General features: G+C 41.3%; 13 protein-coding genes and 1 pseudogene. 7 read left to right on the top strand and 7 right to left on the bottom strand.

The genetic code is table 11. The annotated features are described in order from the left end of the window. Nucleotides 1-164 precede the first annotated feature (164 nt). Complete coding sequence (locus FTT74_RS02010; RefSeq protein ID WP_004975910.1) at nt 165-869, bottom strand: hypothetical protein; 705 nt, start codon at nt 867-869, stop codon at nt 165-167. A 246-nt stretch (nt 870-1,115) separates the two neighbouring features. Between FTT74_RS02010 and FTT74_RS02005 the strand changes: the two genes are divergently transcribed. Continuing rightward, nucleotides 1,116-2,534, top strand: coding sequence for a phosphate--AMP phosphotransferase (locus tag FTT74_RS02005; protein ID WP_179988491.1), 1,419 nt, complete (start codon nt 1,116-1,118; stop codon nt 2,532-2,534). 155 nt (nt 2,535-2,689) lie between these two features. Here the strand turns inward: FTT74_RS02005 and FTT74_RS02000 are convergent, their stop codons facing one another. Beyond that, complete coding sequence (locus FTT74_RS02000; RefSeq protein WP_004975913.1) at nt 2,690-3,199, bottom strand: hypothetical protein; 510 nt, start codon at nt 3,197-3,199, stop codon at nt 2,690-2,692. Nucleotides 3,200-3,435: 236 nt separating this feature from the next. Between FTT74_RS02000 and FTT74_RS01995 the strand changes: the two genes are divergently transcribed. The 6 genes and pseudogenes from FTT74_RS01995 to FTT74_RS01970 all read left to right on the top strand — a co-directional run bounded on the left by FTT74_RS01995 (nt 3,436) and on the right by FTT74_RS01970 (nt 17,695). Further along, on the top strand, nt 3,436-7,176 hold the full coding sequence (locus FTT74_RS01995; protein ID WP_179988490.1) for an exodeoxyribonuclease V subunit gamma: 3,741 nt from the start codon (nt 3,436-3,438) through the stop codon (nt 7,174-7,176). Between the two features lie 44 nt (nt 7,177-7,220). Then, a complete protein-coding gene (locus tag FTT74_RS01990; RefSeq protein ID WP_179988514.1) occupies nt 7,221-10,940 on the top strand; it encodes a UvrD-helicase domain-containing protein in 3,720 nt (1,239 codons plus the stop codon). Nucleotides 10,941-11,049: 109 nt separating this feature from the next. Continuing rightward, nucleotides 11,050-12,792 (top strand): exodeoxyribonuclease V subunit alpha, encoded by a 1,743-nt coding sequence (gene recD / locus FTT74_RS01985; RefSeq protein WP_218945015.1) that lies wholly within the window; start codon nt 11,050-11,052, stop codon nt 12,790-12,792. Nucleotides 12,793-13,613: 821 nt separating this feature from the next. Next, the gene (rpsO, locus tag FTT74_RS01980; protein ID WP_004975922.1) at nt 13,614-13,883 is read left to right on the top strand and encodes a 30S ribosomal protein S15; all 270 of its coding nucleotides are present in this window, start codon (nt 13,614-13,616) and stop codon (nt 13,881-13,883) included. Nucleotides 13,884-14,144: 261 nt separating this feature from the next. Continuing rightward, nucleotides 14,145-16,232, top strand: a complete 2,088-nt coding sequence (gene pnp / locus FTT74_RS01975; protein ID WP_171257431.1) for a polyribonucleotide nucleotidyltransferase — start codon at nt 14,145-14,147, stop codon at nt 16,230-16,232. A 223-nt stretch (nt 16,233-16,455) separates the two neighbouring features. Then, nucleotides 16,456-17,695, top strand: a pseudogene (locus tag FTT74_RS01970) (magnesium transporter CorA family protein). Nucleotides 17,696-17,982: 287 nt separating this feature from the next. Here the strand turns inward: FTT74_RS01970 and FTT74_RS01965 are convergent. The 5 genes from FTT74_RS01965 to hslO all read right to left on the bottom strand — a co-directional run bounded on the left by FTT74_RS01965 (nt 17,983) and on the right by hslO (nt 21,324). Beyond that, nucleotides 17,983-18,246, bottom strand: a complete 264-nt coding sequence (locus tag FTT74_RS01965) for a YdcH family protein (RefSeq protein WP_026438326.1) — start codon at nt 18,244-18,246, stop codon at nt 17,983-17,985. Nucleotides 18,247-18,336: 90 nt separating this feature from the next. After that, complete coding sequence (locus FTT74_RS01960; protein ID WP_096901332.1) at nt 18,337-18,672, bottom strand: chaperone modulator CbpM; 336 nt, start codon at nt 18,670-18,672, stop codon at nt 18,337-18,339. A 382-nt stretch (nt 18,673-19,054) separates the two neighbouring features. After that, entirely contained in the window at nt 19,055-19,516 is a 462-nt protein-coding gene (locus tag FTT74_RS01955) for a DUF2147 domain-containing protein (RefSeq protein WP_004975935.1), read from the bottom strand. Nucleotides 19,517-19,725: 209 nt separating this feature from the next. Next, a complete protein-coding gene (locus tag FTT74_RS01950) occupies nt 19,726-20,190 on the bottom strand; it encodes a DUF2147 domain-containing protein (RefSeq protein WP_004975938.1) in 465 nt (154 codons plus the stop codon). 258 nt (nt 20,191-20,448) lie between these two features. Beyond that, a complete protein-coding gene (gene hslO, locus FTT74_RS01945; RefSeq protein ID WP_004975941.1) occupies nt 20,449-21,324 on the bottom strand; it encodes an Hsp33 family molecular chaperone HslO in 876 nt (291 codons plus the stop codon). Nucleotides 21,325-21,353 lie beyond the last annotated feature (29 nt).

The following is a 21,353-nucleotide window of genomic DNA, read 5'->3' as shown; positions in this document are numbered from 1 at the left end:
GTCACTCCTCAGGATAAAAAGGCTTAAGGCTGCAGTGTATGCATGATGACAGATTCTAAGCACTTGTACAGTAATCATCATGCAATTGTTATGAATAATATACAGAAAAAACCAAAGATAGCGTAAGTGTGCTGAATAAGTGTTGGTTATTTCACACATTGGGATTATGAAAATGGATGTAAATCACCTGCATGTACTTTGGCAATAATTTCCCGTTCTGTGGTAGTAAATTGCTTCACAAATTTCTCTGCGGACTTTAATGGTTTCATGGCTAAAAAGCCATCTTGCATAAACTCATACATAATTTGAAAACTGTATTTTTGCGCCGCGCCTTTACACATTTTAAAAGCGGTATAGACCACAAAAGAGCGCATATATTTATCTAGGTTTTTACCCAGTTCATCCAACATATTTAATTGTTTTAAGCGTGCTTCGCCCTGATCGAGCTTTAAATAAGTCAGACGCATCATCTCATCATTTAAAGGCATATTTTCAGGATAGTCCTGTAGCAATTGTATCGCGACTTGTTCATCTAACTGCACTGCCAAAATCGCCAGACTTACCCCAGAAGTCCCTGTTTTTATTGCATTTTCAGGGATGATTTTTTCAGCTTTGTGTGCATATTTCAGTAGGCGAGCAATTTGACCTGCCAAAGCGTCAAAATCTGGACCGCCATATAAGCGGTTTAAAAAATATTCAGCCATCAAGACATTGTGCTTTTCGGCAAACTGTGTGGCATGGGTGCGTTGCATACGCTGTTTTTGCCATGCTTGAACATCTTGTAAGCGTTGAAAAAGCATAGGATTTTTATGATATTTAAATTGATAATACAGTTCTAACAGCTCATCTAAAGCAGCAAGTTTAGACATAGGGTGTCTCATTATTGAGTTGAATGGGCAAATCTTAATGTGAGTTTGATCTCGTCGCTATGACAAATTACACAGAATTCCAAACGGCAAAGGTCAGTGTGTGAGATTAATCTACAAAAATACGCGAAAAGTTGTTAAAAAATGGGTCGATATTCGTATACTGATCAAAGTCTGTCGCTCATTCTAATATCGTAAATATAGACGAATGATCAGCAGAGCTTAAATAACACAACAATAGGGTAGATGATGTCACAAGCACATACTGAATTTAAACTCATGGAAGAAGAACAACTTTCAGTCGAGCTAATTGAAGCCCAATATGCTTTAAAAAATACCAAAGGTGAAAAAAATGCCAAAAGTTTGCTGATTTTAGTGAGCGGCATTGAATTGGCGGGGAAAGGAGAGTCGGTCAAACAACTTAGGGAGTGGGTCGATCCGCGTTATTTAAGGGTAAAAGCCGATGCGCCACACCCGTTTAATCCCAAACAGACACTTTGGCAGCCTTATGCACGTTTTATTCCTGCCGAAGGTCAAATAATGGTGATGTTTGGCAATTGGTATAGTGACTTATTAAGCACAGCCATGCATGTGTCTAAACAAATTGATGACACCATGTTTGATAACTATGTCGAAAAAATGCGTGCCTATGAAGAAGACTTAAAAAATAACCATGTGGATGTCATTAAAATCTGGTTCGATTTATCGTGGAAATCACTACAAAAACGACTGGATGATATGGAACCGAGCGAAGTGCATTGGCATAAATTGCACGGTTTGGATTGGCGCAATAAAAAGCAATATGACAGCTTGCAGAAGCTGCGCCAACGCTTTACCGATGACTGGATTATGATTGATTGCGAAGATGAAACCATCCGCGATCAACAATTTGCACAGCATATTTTACGTGCCTTAGAGCATTGTCCTGTGCATCCGACCAGTTCGGGCATCACTTGGCAAGCTGCAGAAATTCCAGAAGTTTTGCTTAACCCTGTATCTGAATCGGTCAATGATGATGATTATAAAGCGGAGTTAAAGAAACTCACGAAAAAAGTGGCAGATGCACTGCGTTTTGATAACCGTAATGTCAGCATTGTTTTTGAAGGAATGGACGCAGCAGGCAAAGGCGGCGCGATTAAACGGATTGTAAAAAAACTGGATCCGCGTGAATACGAAATTTACACCATTAGCGCACCTGAAGCCTTTGAAATTAGTCGTCCTTATTTGTGGCGTTTTTGGACAAAAATTCTGCCTGAAGAAAAAATCAATATTTTTGACCGTTCTTGGTATGGGCGGGTATTGGTGGAGCGTGTAGAAGGTTTGATTAGCCCACTGGAATGGCAACGTGCTTATGACGAAATCAACCGCTTTGAAAAAGACTTAAATGACCATCAAACTGTTGTCATTAAATTTTGGTTAGCCATTAGTAAAGATGAGCAGGAGCTGCGTTTTAAAGCACGTCAGGAAACTGCACATAAGCGCTTTAAAATTACAGATGAAGACTGGCGTAACCGCAGCCGTTGGGATGATTATTTGGTGGCTGCGGCAGATATGTTGCAACGTACCAGTACCGAATATGCACCGTGGCACATCATTCCGAGTAATGACAAAAATGCAGCACGTTTGGAAATTTTAAGAACTATCTTGAAACAACTCAAGGCAGAATAATCTGCCTTTCAGGGCGAGCATATTTTTTGCTGCTATTGCGTTATGAGTCAGTCATTTAGAATGACTAAACTTCCTGCCTCATGCCTTATATCAGCTAAAAAATCTTGCGAGATATATCTCTCACACCAAAAACATAGGTGAATGATCAACAGACCCTATGCATTTACAACTTTGGCTTGTTTAAGCTGAATGCTTTTTGCTAGTTTATAGCTTTCTTCAACATGTGTTTCGGCAATTTTTTTCATAATAAAATAACCCAAACCTGCTGCCACCATTTGTCCACCCAATGGAATAAACTTGGTCACTTGTTTGGTGATGTACTTGGCTGCGACATTATTCAGGGATTTTTTTACTGCAGTACGCGCCACGACTAAGCCTGAAAACTCCACACCGCGTTTACGCAATTCGCTCCAGTGGACTTTTCGGGTTTCAGGATCGTACACGCTGACTTGTTCAGGAGATAAGCCAAAACGTGCATTAATTTCTGGAATCAGTTGCGACAAGATGCCCACATCAATGACGACGTCTAAAAACGGCACAGGAATGACGGCTGCACCTGCAGAAAAGTAGGCACGTTTTTTGACCAGTTCTAGGCATTCTGCACGAATCATTTCCAAGTCTAGGCTTGGATCAATACTGTCTGGAATAGTCTCTCTTTTTATCATAGGTACAACCTTAAAATGGCGGATAATCGTATGCTGTTTGGTAAATTAAACCACTTTATTCAAAGCACTTTTTGAATAAAGTAGGCAATAAAAGTATGCTTGTAAAGTGGCATACACCGTTGTAAGTGTATAGCCAATAATCTTTATTCTTTTGTTGTGCTTGGGGCAAGTGATCGATCAACAGCCTTTTAGTACATTTAGTACATTCTTATTCAAAATAAATTAAAGGATACCTTATGGCGATTCATGTCATACAAAGCCAACGTATAGAAGTTTTAGTCAATGAAATGCTGAAAACCATACGTCAACCGACATCGAATCCGCTTCAGGTGCTACAAACTCAGCATTTTATTGTGCCTTCGGTGGCAGTCGAAAAGTGGCTAACGGAAAAAATTGCTGAACAAAAAGGCATTAGTGCCAATACTGAATTTCATCATCGTATTCGTGCCTTTCAATGGGCGGCTTATCAGGCAGTTTTAGACGATAAAGATCGGGTACGTCAGGCAAATATTCCGCGTATTGTGATGCAATGGCGTGTGTTTTATGACTTGCAACCGTGGATACAACACGAACAAAACCCACTTCCTGCCGAGCATGCTTTACATCGTTTGATTCAGCGAATTTATGACAGCGCAGAGCAATTGTCACAGGGTTTAGAAAAGCAGCTCAAAAAGCAAAACATGCTGTATTGGGTGGCAGATAAAGTTTCACGTTTATTTAGCAATTACATGGTTTATCGTGGTTTTTGTCAAAAAGGCTGCGAAGGTGTCTGCCAATGCCAAAGCAATTGGTTGGCGGTTTGGGGACAGCAAAAACGCCTGAATTTAAAGCAGCAAATTTATATCCCTAAAAACTTTGAGAGTGAAGAAGAAAAACAAGCGGCATTGGAAATAGCCGCATTTACTCAAGAGCAGGCCGAAGAGTTAGAGCAATGGCAAAGTTGGTTGTGGTTGCATATTTTTCATGCAGATTTTGAAAAAATGCAGGAGATTGATCTGCAATTTTGGCAAGCTTTGGGCGAGCCTGAAAATCCAAATTCGTGTATTAACAAATTACCCAAACAGTTGGTGATTTTTACCTTATTGGATTTGCCGCCAAGTCAGTTGCTGTTTATCCGCCGTTTGGCGCAGTATATGGATATTTTTATTCTGCATTACAACCCATCGCAAGAATATTGGGCAGACATGGTCGATCCTAAGTGGAAATTAAACATGGATGCGCGAATCAAAAGTCGTTTTATTCGTGAGATGGAAAGTCAAAATAAAACCGTAAGTGATGATGATATTGCTGCATATATCAAAAAATATAATGGCGAATTTAATGCCGATATGCGCGAGTCACATCATCCTTTGCTGACACGCTTTGGTAAACAGGCACGTGATCACTTTTCTTTATTGGCGGCGTTGTCAAGTGGTGATGAAGGCGAGTGGTATGATCTTTTCCCTGAAGAAGAGCCGCAGCATTTACTGGGTAAAATTCAATCGGATGTATTGAATTTGGTTGAGCCAGTCGCGCAGGCGTATGACTTAGATCCTGCCGATGAGTCATTGCAAATTCATGTGTGTCATTCAAGTTTACGTCAGCTTGAGGTACTCAAAGATCGTTTAATTGCATGGCTAGGACAAGATGACAGCCGCCAAGCCAGTGATATTTTGGTATTGAGTCCGAAACTCAAAGAACAAGAGTCTTTAATTCGCAGCGTATTTGCTGCACCGCCAAGTGAGCGTGATCTCTATCAGAAAGGACAACAAAAAGCACAGCAGAATCAAGCTACTTTAGGGCATCAACTCAGTCAAGATAGTGTGTATTTGCCTATTCAAATAGCAGGTATCAGCTCTTTAGATATTCACAATGCTTGGCGTGCGGTGGTTGGGCGTATAGCGTTGGTACAAGGACGTTTTAGCTTTGAGGAGTTTGGTGACTGGTTGAGTTTAGCTGCCACACAACAGCGTTATGCCTTGAATTTAAACAATATTGAGCGCATGAATGAGTTGTTGGCCAATGCAGGTTTTAAACGTGGTTTAGATGCCGAGCATTTAAAACGCAGCCTGAGTGCAGATGATCAAGATTATCGGTTCAGCTTAAAGTTTGCTTTAGATCGTTTGGCTTTGGGCGTTGCAGTGCCAGAGCATTGCGTGGTTCAGCACACTTTAAGTTATGCCGATGTGCAAAGTAGCGATTTTGAATTGATTTTTAAACTGGTTCAAATTTATCAGGATTTTGCACAGCGCCGTGATTGGCTAATTCAGCATGAATTGGGGCAAGCCAAAACGGTGGAATATTGGCTTAAACAACTGATGCAAGACCTGAGTGAGTTTCAGGATGCAGGGGTAGATGTGTTGGTATCGGTGTTTAGTTTGGTGCAAAAACATGACCGTATGCTGACCTTAGCCAGTTATTTTGATGTGCAGTCGGGTCAAGATTTGCGTCATTTAAGCTTACCGCTGGATTATATTCTGCAAGAAATTTCAGCCCAGCTCGAAACCCAACTCGAACAAGCCAGTCCATCGGGCGCCATTACCTTTAGCCAAATTGGTGCAATTCGTCCACTGCCGTATAAGCTGATTGTGATGCTGAATTTGGACAATGGCGTGTTCCCAAGTCGTGACCAGCAATTGGCTTTTGATTTGATGCAATTATTAAAACCACAACTGGGAGATCGTTCACGCATTGAGGATGATCAAGGGGCATTTTTAGATAGTTTATTGTTGGCGCAAGACAGTGTTTGGTTATTTTATAACGGTTTTGATGTCAGTGATGGCGAGGTGCGCGATCCATCCGTGCTGGTGCAGGAATTTGTGCAGCATTTGGAGTTGATTGTGAAACATCCCGATGAAGCTAGCGATTCACGCTTAAATTTGAATGGTGTCGAGATTCCCGCACAATTGAAATCTCTTTATCACTTACATAGTTTGCAACCTTTTGATCAACTGCGTTTTGCCGAAAGCCGTGAAGTTCGCTTTAAAGATCAATGGTATCGGGTTGCCAAACAAATGCAGCAAGAAACCACACCACGCGAAGCATGGTTTGGTGAATATCCATTATTGCCACAAGACGTGGTGGTACTCGACAGTATGCAATGGATTCGAGATGTATGTTTCCCTGCACGTGCCTATTTAAAAGCGATTGGAGTCGAAAATTTACAATCCGACACTGCTGCAATGAACCATGAGCCACTGATTTTAAATGGCTTGGAAAAATATAGTGTGCGTGATTTTTTACTCCAACATGGCACGCAAGATGCAGAAAGCTTGTTGCAAGATACTTTACCTGTGGGCAAAACTTTAAATGCCACGTTTAAAACGGGACTGCAAGAACAGCAATATTTACGTGACATACTGCAGCAGTTTGCAGATGAGGCAACCGCAACAACGCAACAGCTTTGGAAAATGAATCCGCATTTGCATATCCGTATTCAAGTGCCTGAACAGCCTACAAAGCTTTGGTGTAGCGTGGTGGCAGCGAGTGCCAGACCAAAAAAATATGCCGAAGTATGGTTGGAATATCTGTTCTGGGTGGCTTATCAGAACACAGAACAGCAAGATTTAGAGCGGATTGTGGTGTGTAAAGATGCGGTGATTCATTTTGCCAATATCCATGCACAGCAAGCACACGAGTATTTAGCCCAGTGGTTTGAGTTCTGGAAACACGCACAGCAATATCCTGTGTTATTGCCTGCGGCTTTGGTTTTAAAAATGAAAGATAAAAAAGAATTTGAAATTCAGTGGGATGAAGCTCAGTCCGATCAAGTTTTGAATATGGAAAGCTTCGTAAAACATTGGCATGACGGTGCTAGGAGGAGCTTTATTGATGAAAGTGAGAAAAATCACCCAGACTGGTCATTTATTTTTCAAGACAGTGAAACTGAACCGTTGTTGATTGAGGCATTTCAGCAATATAGCCATCGACTGTATCAGCCCATCATTGAAAATTATGAATCTGCGAAAAATCTTCAAAAACAAGGGGAATCTGCGTGAACTCATCTAGCCCATTCCCAATTTGTTATGACCCAATTCAAGAGATGCAATTTAAAGGCTTGCATTGGATTGAAGCATCGGCAGGTACAGGAAAAACCTATACTTTATCTAGTTTGATGGTGCGGATTTTCCTGAAAGATTATTTGCCTAATCAGGTGATTGCGACCACATTTACCCGTGCCGCAGCAGCCGAGCTAAAAAGTCGCATTCGTGCACGTTTGCTTGAAACCCAACAATATATCGATCAGTGTTTAAACCAGTCTTTAGATCAGCGTGCCCTTGCAGAGAAAATTACACAACTACAAGACCCTTTACTCAAACATATTTTGCAGAAATATCGTTTAAAACTGGACTATGCCAGTTCACGTTTGAAGTTGGTGAGTGCGCAACTGGATGAGCTATTTGTAGGAACATTAGATAGCTTTAGCCAAAAATTATTGCGTGAATTTTCCTTTGAAAGTGGCAAAATTGAGCGCGCCAATATTACTGACCAAGCATCGGTCTATACCGAACAATTGGTGCATGATGTGCTGCGTGAATGGATTCAGGCACAGCCTCAGCATGTTGTGGACTATATGCTGTTATGTGGGCGGTTGAAATCTGCAGCAGACTATGAGGGGTTGGTCAATACCAGTTTGAATTTTGCATCGGCAGAGATTCAGGGCATAGATCAGGCACAATTGGATGTACAAGATTTAGCAGAGGCGTTGCAGAATTTAGCCAGTATCACCATGACGCAAATTGAAGAATTAAAAGAATATTATGATGGTGAATATAGCTTTAATTTTTCCGATTATGTCGCGGGGAGTGATAAGAAGGGGTTGCAGCCACTATTTACAGTGACTTTGCCAAAACTGATTGAAAAAATTAAGCACAGCCCTTTAGAACATTATTTTAATTCACATCTTGCCGCATTGTTTAATGCGGTCTTTGCACTATATTTGAATCAAGACGGTAAGCTCAGAAAATCTATTTTTAACAAAGCGAAAGCGCCATGTACGCAAGAGGTGCAAGATGCTTTTTTTGATCATCCTGTAATCCGAAAAATTAAAGCAGTTGTGGATGCCAAACTTAATTTTGAGCGTCAAATTGAATTGGTGGATACCAATTTAAAATTCTATTTGGTACAACACGTCAAGCAGCGTTTACCGCAACTTTTACAGCAAAAAGGGGAAACCACTTTTGCCCAACAAATTCGCAGCTTAGCCGAAGCGTTGCAGGGCGAACGTGGGCAGCGTTTTGCGCAGTTTGTGCATACCCGTTATCCACTGATTTTGGTGGATGAGTTTCAGGATACTAACCAAGATCAAGACGACATGCTGGCGCAAATTTGGCGTAATCCGAAGTGGTATGCGCGCGGTTGCATGATTATGGTGGGCGATCCTAAGCAGGCGATTTATGGTTTTCGCGGTGGCGATATGCTGACCTATAACAATGCCCGTGATGACGTGCTGAAAAAGCAAGGTCGCATTTATTCACTCAGACAAAATCATCGTTCAGTGAAAGAGCTGGTCAGTGTGGTGGATGAGTTATTTCAACGCCAACCCGCTTTTGGTGAAAAAGTGATTTATGATCCTGTCATTGCAGGTTCACGTCCTCATCCTGCTTTAATGGATCGGCAACAGGCCAATCCCGCACCGCTGCGTTGGGTAACGGTGGAACATGATCAGGATGAGTCCATTCAAATTGCACGAAAAATTCGCGAGTTATTAAATCAAGGCATTGCAGGCGATTTATATTTTGATCACTCTTCAGGCAAAGTCGCTTTACAAGCCGATGATATTGCCATTTTATCGACCAGTCATCAAAAGCTTGATCAAGCCCAATACGAGCTTGAACGGATTGGAATTCAGGTCAATAGAAGTAGTCAGCGCAGTGTTTTTACAGGCTTTTTAGCCAAAGATGTGGCGGCAATTTTAACTGCAATTTTACATCCTTATGATGAAGCCAAGGTCAAGCGTGCCTTACTGACACGTTTATTGGGTTATAACCTGCAACAGTTGATTGAACTTGAGCAACAGGGGTTAGGTCAGTTTATTTATGACTTCGACTGCATTCGGGAAATGTGGGTCAATAAAGGCTTTTTAACCGCATGGAATTACTGCCTGAACTTATTTAAAATTTGGGAAAATTTGGTGGCAAAACGCAGTTTTGACAATGAACGGCATGTGGTGAATTTACGCCATTTAACCGAATTGCTGAGTCGTCAAAGTGAACGCCATCAAGGGGCTTACATGCTGTATTACTGGTATTTACAGCAAGTTGAATCACCTGCCAAACGCGATTGGGAAATTGAACGAAAACTTTCTAATGCGGCAGGCGTGAAATTGATGACCATTCACCAGTCCAAAGGCTTGGAGTTTAAAGTGGTCTTTTTGATGTCGGCAGATCAGCCGCCCAAATCTGACAAGTCTGCTTTGGTGTTTGCAACGCAGGAAGAGCAAGGCATTGAGCAACGTATCATTGCCATTAAACATAAAGACATAGATGCCACAGCAATGCAGCAGCACAGTGAGCGCCGTTTGGCAGAGTTGAATCGGCTTTGGTATGTGGCACTCACCCGTGCCAGTTATCGGGTCTATGCGATGCTAAAACAGCCTACGCCTGCAAAAGAAGGTAAAAAAGAGGCTGCACCAAAATCTGCTGGTTTAAATGTCTGGCGTTTACAAGCGCCAAGTTCAGCAGAAATTGCAGCAGCATGGAGCTGTGATGAAGCACCTCTGACACAATTGGCGGCAGCATTACAACTTGAACAAGTGCAAGAAATTAAGATTGAAGCTGCAGATTTTCCGCAGCGTCGCTTTTATCCACGGACCAAAACCAGTTTTAGTGGCTTGGCACAACATTTACCTGCCGCCATGCGTAGCGATACTTTGGCATTGGCAAGCGAGGAGCAGGCTGCTGCTGCCGACGAAATCAATCAGGAACCTGTCGAAACGGAACAGGAAATCGTACAGGTGGCTCAACCGATTGCATGGATCAAAGCTAATTTTCAGCGTGGTACTCAAGCGGGGAGTTTTTTACATAAACTCTTTGAATATATCGACTTTCAAGCCAGTCATGATGACATTTTTGAAGAAGTCAAACGCCGTTTTCATAACGACAAAGAGTTTAATTCAGATGTGTTATTGGTAGATTTGATTGCAAAACTCGACACTGCCAAAGGCAGCGCGACTGTACAGGAAGCAGATATTTTTGCGCACATGACCGAGTGGCTGAAGGATGTGTTGAATACTCCTTTGCACGATACTTTCCAGCTTTCCGCCTTATCTACTGCACATTATTTATCAGAGTTTCCATTCTATTTGGCGTTGGCAGATCAGCGCTTATTTATTCAAGCAATTCAGCAATTGTTTGAAGATGCGGGACATCCTATTCAAGATTTAAATGAAGCCGCTACTGCGCGTTATCTGACAGGCTCAATTGACTTGGTTTATTTTGATGGGCAGTGTTATCACATTGCCGACTATAAGAGTAATTATTTGGGTGCCGATCAGCGCGATTATGAAAAAACCAACCTTGAACACAACATGACCCAATCGAGTTATTGGTTACAAGCGGCCTTGTATTTGGTGGCGTTGCACCGTTATTTGGGCAGTCGTTTGCAAGATTATGATATTCGGCAACATTTGGGTGGAGCCAGTTATTTGTATTTGCGTGGTATGCAGGGGCAAGCAGGGCAAGGGGTTTGTCATTGGCGGCCAGATGCGGAATTTATTCTGCAACTAGATCAAATATTGGGTTACTTTGAACTTAAAAAATAACGCTAAGTCAGCTTATCGACTTAATAAAACAATTGCTTATCCTGTGGATAACTTTGAGGATAACTGTGTGGAAAACAAGCATATTCACTTAAATTCAGCTCAAACGCCAATGCAGGCGTGGATGGATTACCTATGTCAGCCGCCATTTAGCAATGTCACTTTTGATGCTTCAGCGCAAATTTTGATGCAACAGGTACTCGATGCTATTCAGCAAGGGGATAGCTGTATTCCTGCAACCGCAGAACAAGTGGCGGCATTGCAACATTTGCACATGAACTTGCAGCGTAGCGCTTTAAATCCTGATCCACAAATTGCACCGTTTGTATTTGATGGGCAGCGTTTGTATTTGTATCGCTACTGGAAACTGGAACATCAGGTTGCTAGCGATATTTTACGGATTCAGGCGCAGCCGCCTTTGTCCTTTGAATTACAAGCCGAACAGCTTAATTTATTGCAAGATCCACAGCAGCAAAAAGCGTTACAGACTGCGGCAACTCAAAGTTTAAGTATTATCACTGGTGGGCCAGGTACAGGAAAAACCTATACTTTGGCGCATATTGTTGCGGTGCTTAATCAAGCTTTGCCAAATATTCGGATTGCGATGGCTGCACCAACAGGCAAAGCGGCACAGCGGATGGATGAAGCTTTGCAAAATGCCTTGAATAGTCAAGCTTTACAAATGTTTAATGTCGATGCTTTACGTCAATTACGACCCGTGACTTTGCATCGTTTATTGGGCTTAGGCAATACAGGCAAGCCACGTTTTCACGCTAAACAACCTCTACCTTATGACGTGATTGTGGTCGATGAAGCGTCGATGCTGGATTTAAGCCTGTCACAGATGTTATTGGCTGCCATTCCTGCGCAGGCACGTTTAATTCTGTTGGGCGATGCCAATCAATTGGCTTCAGTCGATGTCGGTACAGTATTGGCCGATTTACAGCAAGTGCCTGAACTCGCAAATAACCGTGTCAATTTAGTGACCACACGTCGTTTTGCTGAAGGTGCAAAAATTGGCGCAATGGCGAAGTTTATTCAGCAAGAACATTCTCCTGCACAGGTTTTGGCTGAGTTTGAACAGCAAGTCGTGGCAGCAGGTGAATTAAAGCCAATTCAATTTAAGCAAGTCGAAATAGATGCCCTACAACTGCAATATTTACCTCAGCAAAATGGGCAAATTTCAGCGGAAAATTTAGCGCATTATTATGATCAGCTGATGTATGGTTATCAGGCTTATGTAGCGGTATTAAAAGCACATACTTTGGGCTTGGAACAATCAAGTACAGCATTTCAAGCGCATGTTGAGAATGTGGTGAATGTATTTGATGATTACCGTATTTTAACCGCAATTCGTCATGGTCATTTGGGTTTACAACAACTGAATTTGCAGATTGAAAAACGCTTGTTGCAACAGTTAAAACAAACCAAACATGGCGATTGGTATGCAGGACGCCCCGTCATGATGACCTATAACGATTATCAACTGGGGTTGTCGAATGGTGATATTGGCATCTGTTTTATGCGAGAGCAGAATGATCAGCGCCAGTTTGAAGTATATTTTCCAAGTTTAAATAAGTGGGTGCCTGCAACACGCTTACCTAAAAATATTGAAACCGCATTTGTACTTACTATTCATAAATCGCAAGGTTCTGAATTTACTCATACAGCTGTGGTGTTGGATGCTGCGGCAAAAAACTTGCTGAGTAAGGAGCTGATCTACACTGCCATTACCCGTGCTAAAAAAGTCGTAAGTTTGTTGGTTGATGCGCAAGCTTTGCAGCAAGCTTTGATGATTCGTACCCGTCGCAGCAGTGGTTTATTAGCCAGAATTAATGACGCTTTGGATTGTTAAGTAAAACTGAATAAGAGATGGTTTTGTACGAAATGGCTTACATTGATTCGAGAAATTTGCGCATAGAGATTTCAAGATCTTTTTGAGAAGATGACTTCACATAAAAAGCTCAATAGGGATAGTTGAGCATAATCGCATAATAATAACGATAAATGTCGAAAGACAGCGAACTGACAGGACGTGAGTGAGAAGAGGAAACTTACAGCCGCTAAGCCTTGTAGTTTTGGGAGAGACTACAGGGCTTTTTTATGCCTGTAAGTTTGGGTGATTTGCAAAATGCTGACAATGCTTACCTGTTGTAAGAAAAAGCTTACAAACAGATACGAGAAATACGACTTCTTTCACTTTAGTATTGTGGCAAAATCTACCACACAAGGACGTGAAAGCAAGAACAGGAATGTTCAGAGAATAAGACGCGAAAACGCGCAAATAACCACAATAAACAAGACAATAAGAATAATAAGACAAGAAACTACAGCGCAAAAAACAGCCCGAGCTATGCTCGGGCTGTTTTATTTTAACGGCAAAATATTCCAGTGGATGAAAAGCAGTTGGCAAAATATTACATATTATCAATCATATACAATTGTATATTTATTTTCCTTAGACACTTTATACCTAACATGATGTGTATACCCTTAGCATAAATCATACTTTTATTGGTACATCTCAAAATTAAAAGTGCTTGTTTGTCGTTCTGTTTTGCAATCGGCACGTTTTTGCCTTAAAATAATGCCCTTGCTGTAGTGATGCACGGCAGTCAATTGAGCAATCAATTGATCGGTATCAAATCTTTTTATTAAGCATCTCGGAGAAATCGAATGGCTTTAACAAACGCAGATCGCGCAGAGATCATCGCTAAATTTGCTCGTGCTGAAAACGACACTGGTTCACCAGAAGTTCAAGTAGCGCTTTTAACTGCTCAAATCAATGACTTACAAGGTCACTTCAAAGAGCACAAACACGACCACCATAGCCGTCGCGGTCTAATCCGTATGGTTAACCAACGTCGTAAGTTACTTGACTACCTTAAAGGCAAAGATGTGACTCGTTACAGCGCATTGATTGCTGCTTTAGGTTTACGTCGTTAATTCGATTTAAGCTTTTATTTTCGGACTATTGCATGTTGAATGCTGTATTACTGAAAACTAAAGTATATCTAGCCTTGGCTAGATCAGTGGAAGGGGCGAATGATTCGCTCCTTCTTTGTGTTTAAAAATCGTGTTTCATTCGAGTGAGGTCGGCTTCTAAGCTTTGTCATTTACCTAAACAATTGTATTGTGAATGCCAAACCTTAGGGGTCTCCACGAGAATAATTGTTCACAAGAACTAGGAAAAAATAAAACATGTCGATGTTTAATATTATTCGTAAAGAATTCCAATTTGGTCAGCACCAAGTTGTACTTGAAACTGGTCGTGTAGCGCGTCAAGCCAACACGGTAATGATTACTATGGGTGGCGTGACTGTATTGGTTGCAGTGGTTGCTCAACCAACAGCAAAAGCGGGTCAAGATTTCTTCCCACTGACTGTTAACTATCAAGAAAAACAATATGCTGCAGGTCGTATCCCTGGTGGTTATGGTAAGCGTGAAGGCCGTGCTTCTGAAGCAGAAACTTTAATTTCACGTTTAATTGACCGTCCAATTCGTCCGTTGTTCCCAGAAGGTTACTACAACGAAATTCAAGTTACTGCGACTGTTGTATCTTCTGACAAAACCATGGAAGCTGACATTGCTGCAATGTTAGGTACGTCTGCTGCACTTGCAATTGCAGGTACACCGTTCCGTGGCCCAATTGGTGCGGCGCGTGTGGGTTTAATCAACGGCGAATACGTGCTTAACCCGAACTTTGAGCAAATGGCGCAATCTGACCTTGACCTTGTGGTTGCAGGTACAGAATCTGCTGTATTGATGGTTGAGTCTGAAGCAAAAGAACTTTCAGAAGACCAAATGTTAGGCGCAGTGCTTTACGGTCATGACGAAATGCAAATCGCGATTCAAGCGATCAAAGAATTTGCTGCGGCTGCAGGTGCAACTGAGTCAACTTGGACTGCTCCAGAGAAAAACGAAGACCTTCGTGCAAAACTAAAAGAAGCGTTTGAAGCAAAAATTTCTGAAGCGTACACCATTGCGATCAAACAAGACCGTTATGCTGCATTAGATGCACTTCAAGCAGAAGCAGTTGCGCAATTCGTTCCTGAAAATGACGAAACTGGCATTGCAGATGACTTGAACGAACTCTTTGAAGATCTTAAATACCGTACCGTACGTGACAACATCTTGTCTGGTAAACCACGTATTGATGGTCGTGACACCAAAACCGTTCGTGCGCTTGACGTACAGGTTGGCGTTCTAGACCGTGCGCACGGTTCTGCATTGTTTACCCGTGGTGAAACTCAGGCTTTGGTTACCACCACTTTAGGTAATACACGTGATGCCTTGATGGTTGATACCTTATCGGGTACTAAAACTGACAACTTCATGTTGCACTACAACTTCCCTGCATATTCAGTAGGTGAAACAGGTCGTGAATCTGGCCCTAAACGTCGTGAAATTGGTCATGGTCGTTTGGCACGTCGTGGTGTGCAAGCAGTTCTTCCTGCAGCAGATCGCTTCCCGTATGTGATTCGTATCGTATCGGACATCACTGAATCAAACGGTTCATCTTCTATGGCGTCTGTTTGTGGTGCATCGTTATCACTTATGGATGCAGGTGTTCCATTGAAAGCACCAGTTGCGGGTATCGCAATGGGCTTAGTGAAAGAAGGCGAGCGTTTCGCTGTACTTTCTGACATTTTGGGTGATGAAGACCACCTTGGCGACATGGACTTTAAAGTTGCGGGTTCTGCCAACGGTATTACTGCATTGCAAATGGACATCAAAATTGAAGGTATCACTGAAGAAATCATGGAAGTTGCATTGAACCAAGCTTATGCAGGTCGTATGCACATCTTGAATGCAATGAACCAAGTGATTTCACGTGCACGTCCAGAAATTTCTATGCACGCGCCGACCTTCCAAGTCATCAACATCAACCCAGACAAGATTCGTGATGTAATTGGTAAAGGTGGTGCAACCATCCGTCAAATTACTGAAGAAACTAAAGCCGCAATTGATATTGAAGACAACGGTACAGTGCGTGTATTTGGTGAAACCAAAGCTGCTGCACAAGCTGCTGTTGCAAAAATTCAGGCTTTAACTGCTGAAATCGAGCCAGGTACAATTTACACAGGTAAAGTGATCCGTATTGTGGAATTCGGTGCGTTCGTCAATATCCTGCCAGGTACTGACGGTTTACTTCACATTTCTCAAATTTCAAATGAGCGTATTGCCAATGTTGCAGACGTGTTGAAAGAAGGTCAGGAAGTGAAAGTACAGGTTGCTGATGTAGACAACCGTGGTCGTATCAAATTAACTATGAAAGATATCGAACAAGCGTAATGCTGTGTTGATGATCTGAAATGGTCAAAAAACCCGTATTCAATCTGAATGCGGGTTTTTTTATGCTAAAAATTTTGTTGCATCGTACAAACCATCTTTGTTGTATGAAAAGCGGCATAAATTACAGCATGTATTTGAAAAGAAGCCTGATCCATGCTTAAACTGAGTACATCTTAGAATCTCAAAAAACCGTACAAGAAAACTGAAATAGAGTGCCCGTTCTATGCAAAGTTATTATTTTTATCTGCATACCAATCATAAAACCAATATTTATGTGCAAAAACAGCCAATTGAAGAGCTTGAGCCTGAATTTATCTGGATTGATTGCACCCGTGATGATGTGCTTAACCGTGCAGAACAGTGGCAACAAGAGATTTTTCAGTACAGTCAATTATCGCTCAATGAATATCATGTGCGCGATATTTTAAATATAGAGCATCCATGTGCGTTTGATACTTTAGATGATTATGACTTATTGATTTTCCGTAAACTGATCACCCCCGAAGACCGTATTGCAACAGGGCAACAAGTCGGGGAGAAACATGAACGGATTTTTGGACTGGCCACTACGCCGATGAGCTTTATTATGACACCGCAGATTTTGATTAGTGTGCGGGAACAGGGCAATAAAGTCATGGAAAGCTATTTGTCACGTGTGGAAGCAGCGGTACAACGCCCGATTGAAGAACAGAATAAAGCACGCAAACTGGCAGCAACACCATTAGATTTAACATTACGTTTACTGAATTTGGTAGCGGATGATTACTTGGATATTCGCATGCCGCTAACCCGCCGTGTGGAATATTGGCAACAAGAGTTGTTGCAGGGACATCGTCGTTTTACCCGTTGGCATCAATTGCTGCAAGAAAATATGGCGTTTCAGCAAGTTGAAAATTTATGTGAAGAGCAAATAGAAGCCTTGCAGGAATTGCGTGATGAAATTGTCGATAACTACCCACATTTACGTGGCAAAAAACGTAGTGAACGGCAGGATATTATTTTGGTACGTTTGGATGATTTGACCAGTCACATTGAACGAATTCAAAAGCATACCATTCGCTTACGCTCTGCAGTGCAAACCGCAATTGATCTGCATTTTTCTGCTATTGCCAACCAGACCAATGAAAACATGCGGATTTTAGCCATCATTACCGCAGTTTTTGCACCTTTGACTTTATTTACAGGGGTGTATGGTATGAACTTTGAGTTTATGCCGGGGCTGAAACACGCACAGGCCTTTTGGATCATGCTTGGGGTAATGGTGATGACTACTTTGTTGTTGCTGTATTATTTTTTATCGTAGGCACCTTGTCGGTCTGGGTGAAAAAAGTGTGATTGATATGTTGGCACAGCAACATAATGACCAACCCATGAATTTATTTTGGTTTTTAGACTATGAACCCATTAAGCAAACCGTGAAAGGCACCATTAAAGAAGTCGAAAAACTGACTAAAATTAAATAATCCAGAAGATAGACTTGCAGATGTGGTGATAAATTGAGTTCCACATCCAATATATGTCACAAGATAATTCGTTGATAAAAGTTGTCCACAGACCTCAAAAGTTATCCATAGGACTGATAAGCTTATACACAGATTGAACCAGATAGGCAGACACTTAGCTCAAGATGGCAGTTTTTTGAATGCTGTTTTCAGACTTGAATACGCCATCTTGTTTTGCTTTTTGTCTTTTCTTGCTGTGTCCTGCATTTGATCGTATGAGGATTTGCAGTTCAGACTTGTATGTATTTTTAAGCCAATTGATCATTTTGTGCATTACGCAGCAAGTGATACATTTCATCTTTTAGTCTTAATTTTTTGCGTTTCAGCGCTTCAATGTCATCATTAATCTGATGCACAGGATCAAGCTCTAACTGGCTAATTTCACGGTCTAGCTGTTCGTGATCTTCAAAAATTTTTGAAAAATGTGGATTGCTGTCGCGTAATCCCTGAATTAAATCACGAAACTCAGGAAACATATTTTTAATCTTCTTGTTGCAGTCTTTAGTTTTCATTGTGTAGATCATTCTCATCAAAAAAATTTACGGGCATAGAAAGAAAAACGCTCTAGCAAGGTGATGAATCACACAACTAGAGCGTGAGGATTAACTATGTTGAAAATTCAGATGTTTAACTTCTTTACGTAATTTTTGCACTTCATCAATCAGGTCAAGCATCATGGCGACAGCTGAAAAACTGGCATCAAAATCACGTTGCAGCCGATAGGCTTGGCGTGCACGGTTGATATCTTCACCAAAAAATTGGTGGATACGTTCGGCAGGGCGGGAAGGCAGGATGTCATATTCTAAAAGTTGTAAGACCCATTCAGGGCTTTGCCCACACGCTTCGGCAAATTTTTTTAAATCTAACTGGGTAAATTCTTCAATAATTTCTGTGTGCTGTCCGTCTGAAGTGATTTCACGATATAAAATAGTGGTCATGGCATACTCCTTCTGATCGAATTCAAACGAGTTGGCTCGCCTGAAATGAGGGATTGCTTTACATCAATAATTGGTGGATATCCAATAAGTGATTCTCTTTAATTTAGCCTGTGTACGCTGTAATAGAATCTTTTATTTGTATTCCTTTGGTGAAATTCAGCCAACCCTTTGCTGTGCTCACGCCTGTTATATTGATGTGTCAATTTGGCTTGTGCGTATAGATGTCTTATAGATATTAGTCTATTTTTTATTCAATGCCATCCTTTATTTCAATATTTTGGATTGAACGGTCGTACGGTGTTTAAAAGGATTGTTTCAAAATTTGGTAATAAAAAGGGCTCTTTAAAAAGAACCCTGTAAATCAATATCTTAGTTTTTGGAATTAGTATTTTACCCAAGTCACGCTGCGACCAATCACTGAAACACCTACATAGCCACGTAAGGTGAGGCGCTTACCGTTAGCGCTTAAACGAGCTTTGCCTTTATAAACTTTACCGCCAATTGGGTCTAAAACATGACCTTGGTTAAATTCACGTGGGTTTTTAGCATCTTGTTTAAAGCCCCAAATAAATGGCAAGCCAATAAAAGGTTTATTCTTTAAGTTACCTGGACAATTGCTACAAATCACCATTTTTTCTGCACCCGGAATATTACGGGTTTCCACGATAATGCCTTCATAAGTGCCATCTGGCTTTTTGCGAATTTCGACATCGGCACGTGAATAACCTGTGCGGTCATCAATGGTTTTCCATTTACCGACCAGTAGATCGCTTTCTGCAAAGCCAACACTTGAGAGGGTTGTTAAAACGAAACCCGCAAAAATCCCTCTGAAATTTATTTTCATGAACAGCATCCCCAAAATTGTTATTTTAAAAAATAGAGTAAAAATTCTATTTCGGGTTTTATAGCAAGAATGTAATAAACAAGCAAATTGAGCAGTGTGAGATGTCAGGCAGGAAAAGATATAAGTGTTATGGAGTTGGTAATTTAAATCTAATCATTCCGATAAAAGTGTGCAGAACACAGCTTTTATCGCATTGGTGAGGAATAAAATCAGTATTTCACCCACGTCATTTTGCGGCTGGCATTGGTGGCAAGGTCTACATTATAAAGGGTTAAATGTTTGCCATTGCTGCTTAAACGTGCACGAGTTTTATATTGTTTACCTGTGCGCGGGTCTAAATAGTCACCTTCATAAAATTCAATTTGATTGCTTGGCGTAGCTTTTAAGTGACTTAATGGCACAAAACCTAACAGTGGCTTATCTTTATTTTTACCCGTACAGAGTGTGCAATTTTCCAAACGCGGTGCGCCAGGAACCGCACGTAGTTCTATAATCGTAGCGGCATACGCACCTTGTTTATCTTTACTCATGACTACGTCAGACAATGAAAAACCTGTGCGGTAGTCTAATGTTTTCCATTTGCCCAAAAGTGGGTCTGCATTGGCTGCATAAGCTAAACTTGAACAGCAAATCGCGCTGATGAATGCTAAACGAGAAAAGAACAGGGTGTTCATAAAATCAATATCCCAGAGAAGAAGCAGTCTAAAATATATAAAGGCATAAAAAAAATATGGGATTATTTATACCCAATTTACGCGGTATTTTCTAGTAATTGCATGAAAGTTTTGTGAAATTAATCACATGAAAAGTAATAAAATAATAGGTTTTGACGATGGTCATCACGTAAATAAAAAATGAGCAGAATGTACTGCTCATTTTTGATGAATTTTCAGCATTACATCACATATTAATCATGGTATTCACCATGCCATTTAACTGAGATGTTCTCCAAATAAACCTAAGGCTTCTTCGGCACTAAAGCTATATTGTGTGCTGCAGAATTGACAATCCATAGTAATAGGGTTCTGATGTTCCAAAGTTTCACGTACCGCAGCAACACCAATTTGCATTAAGGCATTGGCACAGCGCTCTTTGGAGCAAGTGCAACCAAAACGTAAGGCTTCCACTTCAGGCAAACGCACTTGTTCTTCATTGTATAAACGGTACAAAATTTCATTGACGTCTAAATCAGTCAATTCTTCCGCTTTTAAGGTTTCAGTCAGCATGGTCACACGCGGCCATAAATCTTCATCGACCCGTTGTTGTTCTTCTTCACTGTTACGCGGCAACAATTGAATCAGCAAACCGCCCGCACGTTCGGCATTGCTTGCCAACACAATACGAGTTGGAATTTGTGCCGATAAGTCGTAATACTGCATTAAACATTCAGCTAAATTGGCTTTGTCCAAAGGCACAATACCTTGATAACGCTCACCAAATTCAGGCTCGATATTAATAAACAGTACAGGACTGACCAAACTTTTCAGGACGGTACTGCTGTCTTCAGCGCTTAAAAAGCGCGGGTCTTGTTCGTAGTCTGCCAACGCACGCACTTCACCCAAGTGGTTACATTCCGCCATGGCCCATTTAAATGTGCCAGATGCCTGAATTTGTAAGCTAATACGCCCTTTAATTTTTAGGGTACTGGCCAGTAGGGCAGTGGCGCAAAGCATTTCTCCCAACAACACTTGTACCGCAGGCACATAATCACGTTGTTTCAAAATGGTTTGCAAAGCTTCTTCGAGATGAACTACTTCACCACGAACAGGGCTATCTTCAATAAAAAAGCGTTGGCGTAAATCAGACATAAAATTCTCCATAACCCTGTTTTAATGGT

This window comes from Acinetobacter sp. YH01007, assembly GCF_013420425.1.
GTDB classification, from domain to species: Bacteria; Pseudomonadota; Gammaproteobacteria; order Pseudomonadales; family Moraxellaceae; genus Acinetobacter; species Acinetobacter towneri.
This window is presented reverse-complemented; position numbering and strand designations above follow the sequence as displayed.

Bases quoted from the DNA above. Each gene is read 5' to 3' on its own strand.
- FTT74_RS02010 (WP_004975910.1), bottom strand. From the start codon at position 869: ATGTCTAAACTTGCTGCTTTAGATGAGCTGTTAGAACTGTATTATCAA.
- FTT74_RS02005 (WP_179988491.1), top strand. From the start codon at position 1,116: ATGTCACAAGCACATACTGAATTTAAACTCATGGAAGAAGAACAACTT.
- FTT74_RS02000 (WP_004975913.1), bottom strand. From the start codon at position 3,199: ATGATAAAAAGAGAGACTATTCCAGACAGTATTGATCCAAGCCTAGAC.
- FTT74_RS01995 (WP_179988490.1), top strand. From the start codon at position 3,436: ATGGCGATTCATGTCATACAAAGCCAACGTATAGAAGTTTTAGTCAAT.
- FTT74_RS01990 (WP_179988514.1), top strand. From the start codon at position 7,221: ATGCAATTTAAAGGCTTGCATTGGATTGAAGCATCGGCAGGTACAGGA.
- recD (WP_218945015.1), top strand. From the start codon at position 11,050: ATGCAGGCGTGGATGGATTACCTATGTCAGCCGCCATTTAGCAATGTC.
- rpsO (WP_004975922.1), top strand. From the start codon at position 13,614: ATGGCTTTAACAAACGCAGATCGCGCAGAGATCATCGCTAAATTTGCT.
- pnp (WP_171257431.1), top strand. From the start codon at position 14,145: ATGTTTAATATTATTCGTAAAGAATTCCAATTTGGTCAGCACCAAGTT.
- FTT74_RS01965 (WP_026438326.1), bottom strand. From the start codon at position 18,246: ATGAAAACTAAAGACTGCAACAAGAAGATTAAAAATATGTTTCCTGAG.
- FTT74_RS01960 (WP_096901332.1), bottom strand. From the start codon at position 18,672: ATGACCACTATTTTATATCGTGAAATCACTTCAGACGGACAGCACACA.
- FTT74_RS01955 (WP_004975935.1), bottom strand. From the start codon at position 19,516: ATGAAAATAAATTTCAGAGGGATTTTTGCGGGTTTCGTTTTAACAACC.
- FTT74_RS01950 (WP_004975938.1), bottom strand. From the start codon at position 20,190: ATGAACACCCTGTTCTTTTCTCGTTTAGCATTCATCAGCGCGATTTGC.
- hslO (WP_004975941.1), bottom strand. From the start codon at position 21,324: ATGTCTGATTTACGCCAACGCTTTTTTATTGAAGATAGCCCTGTTCGT.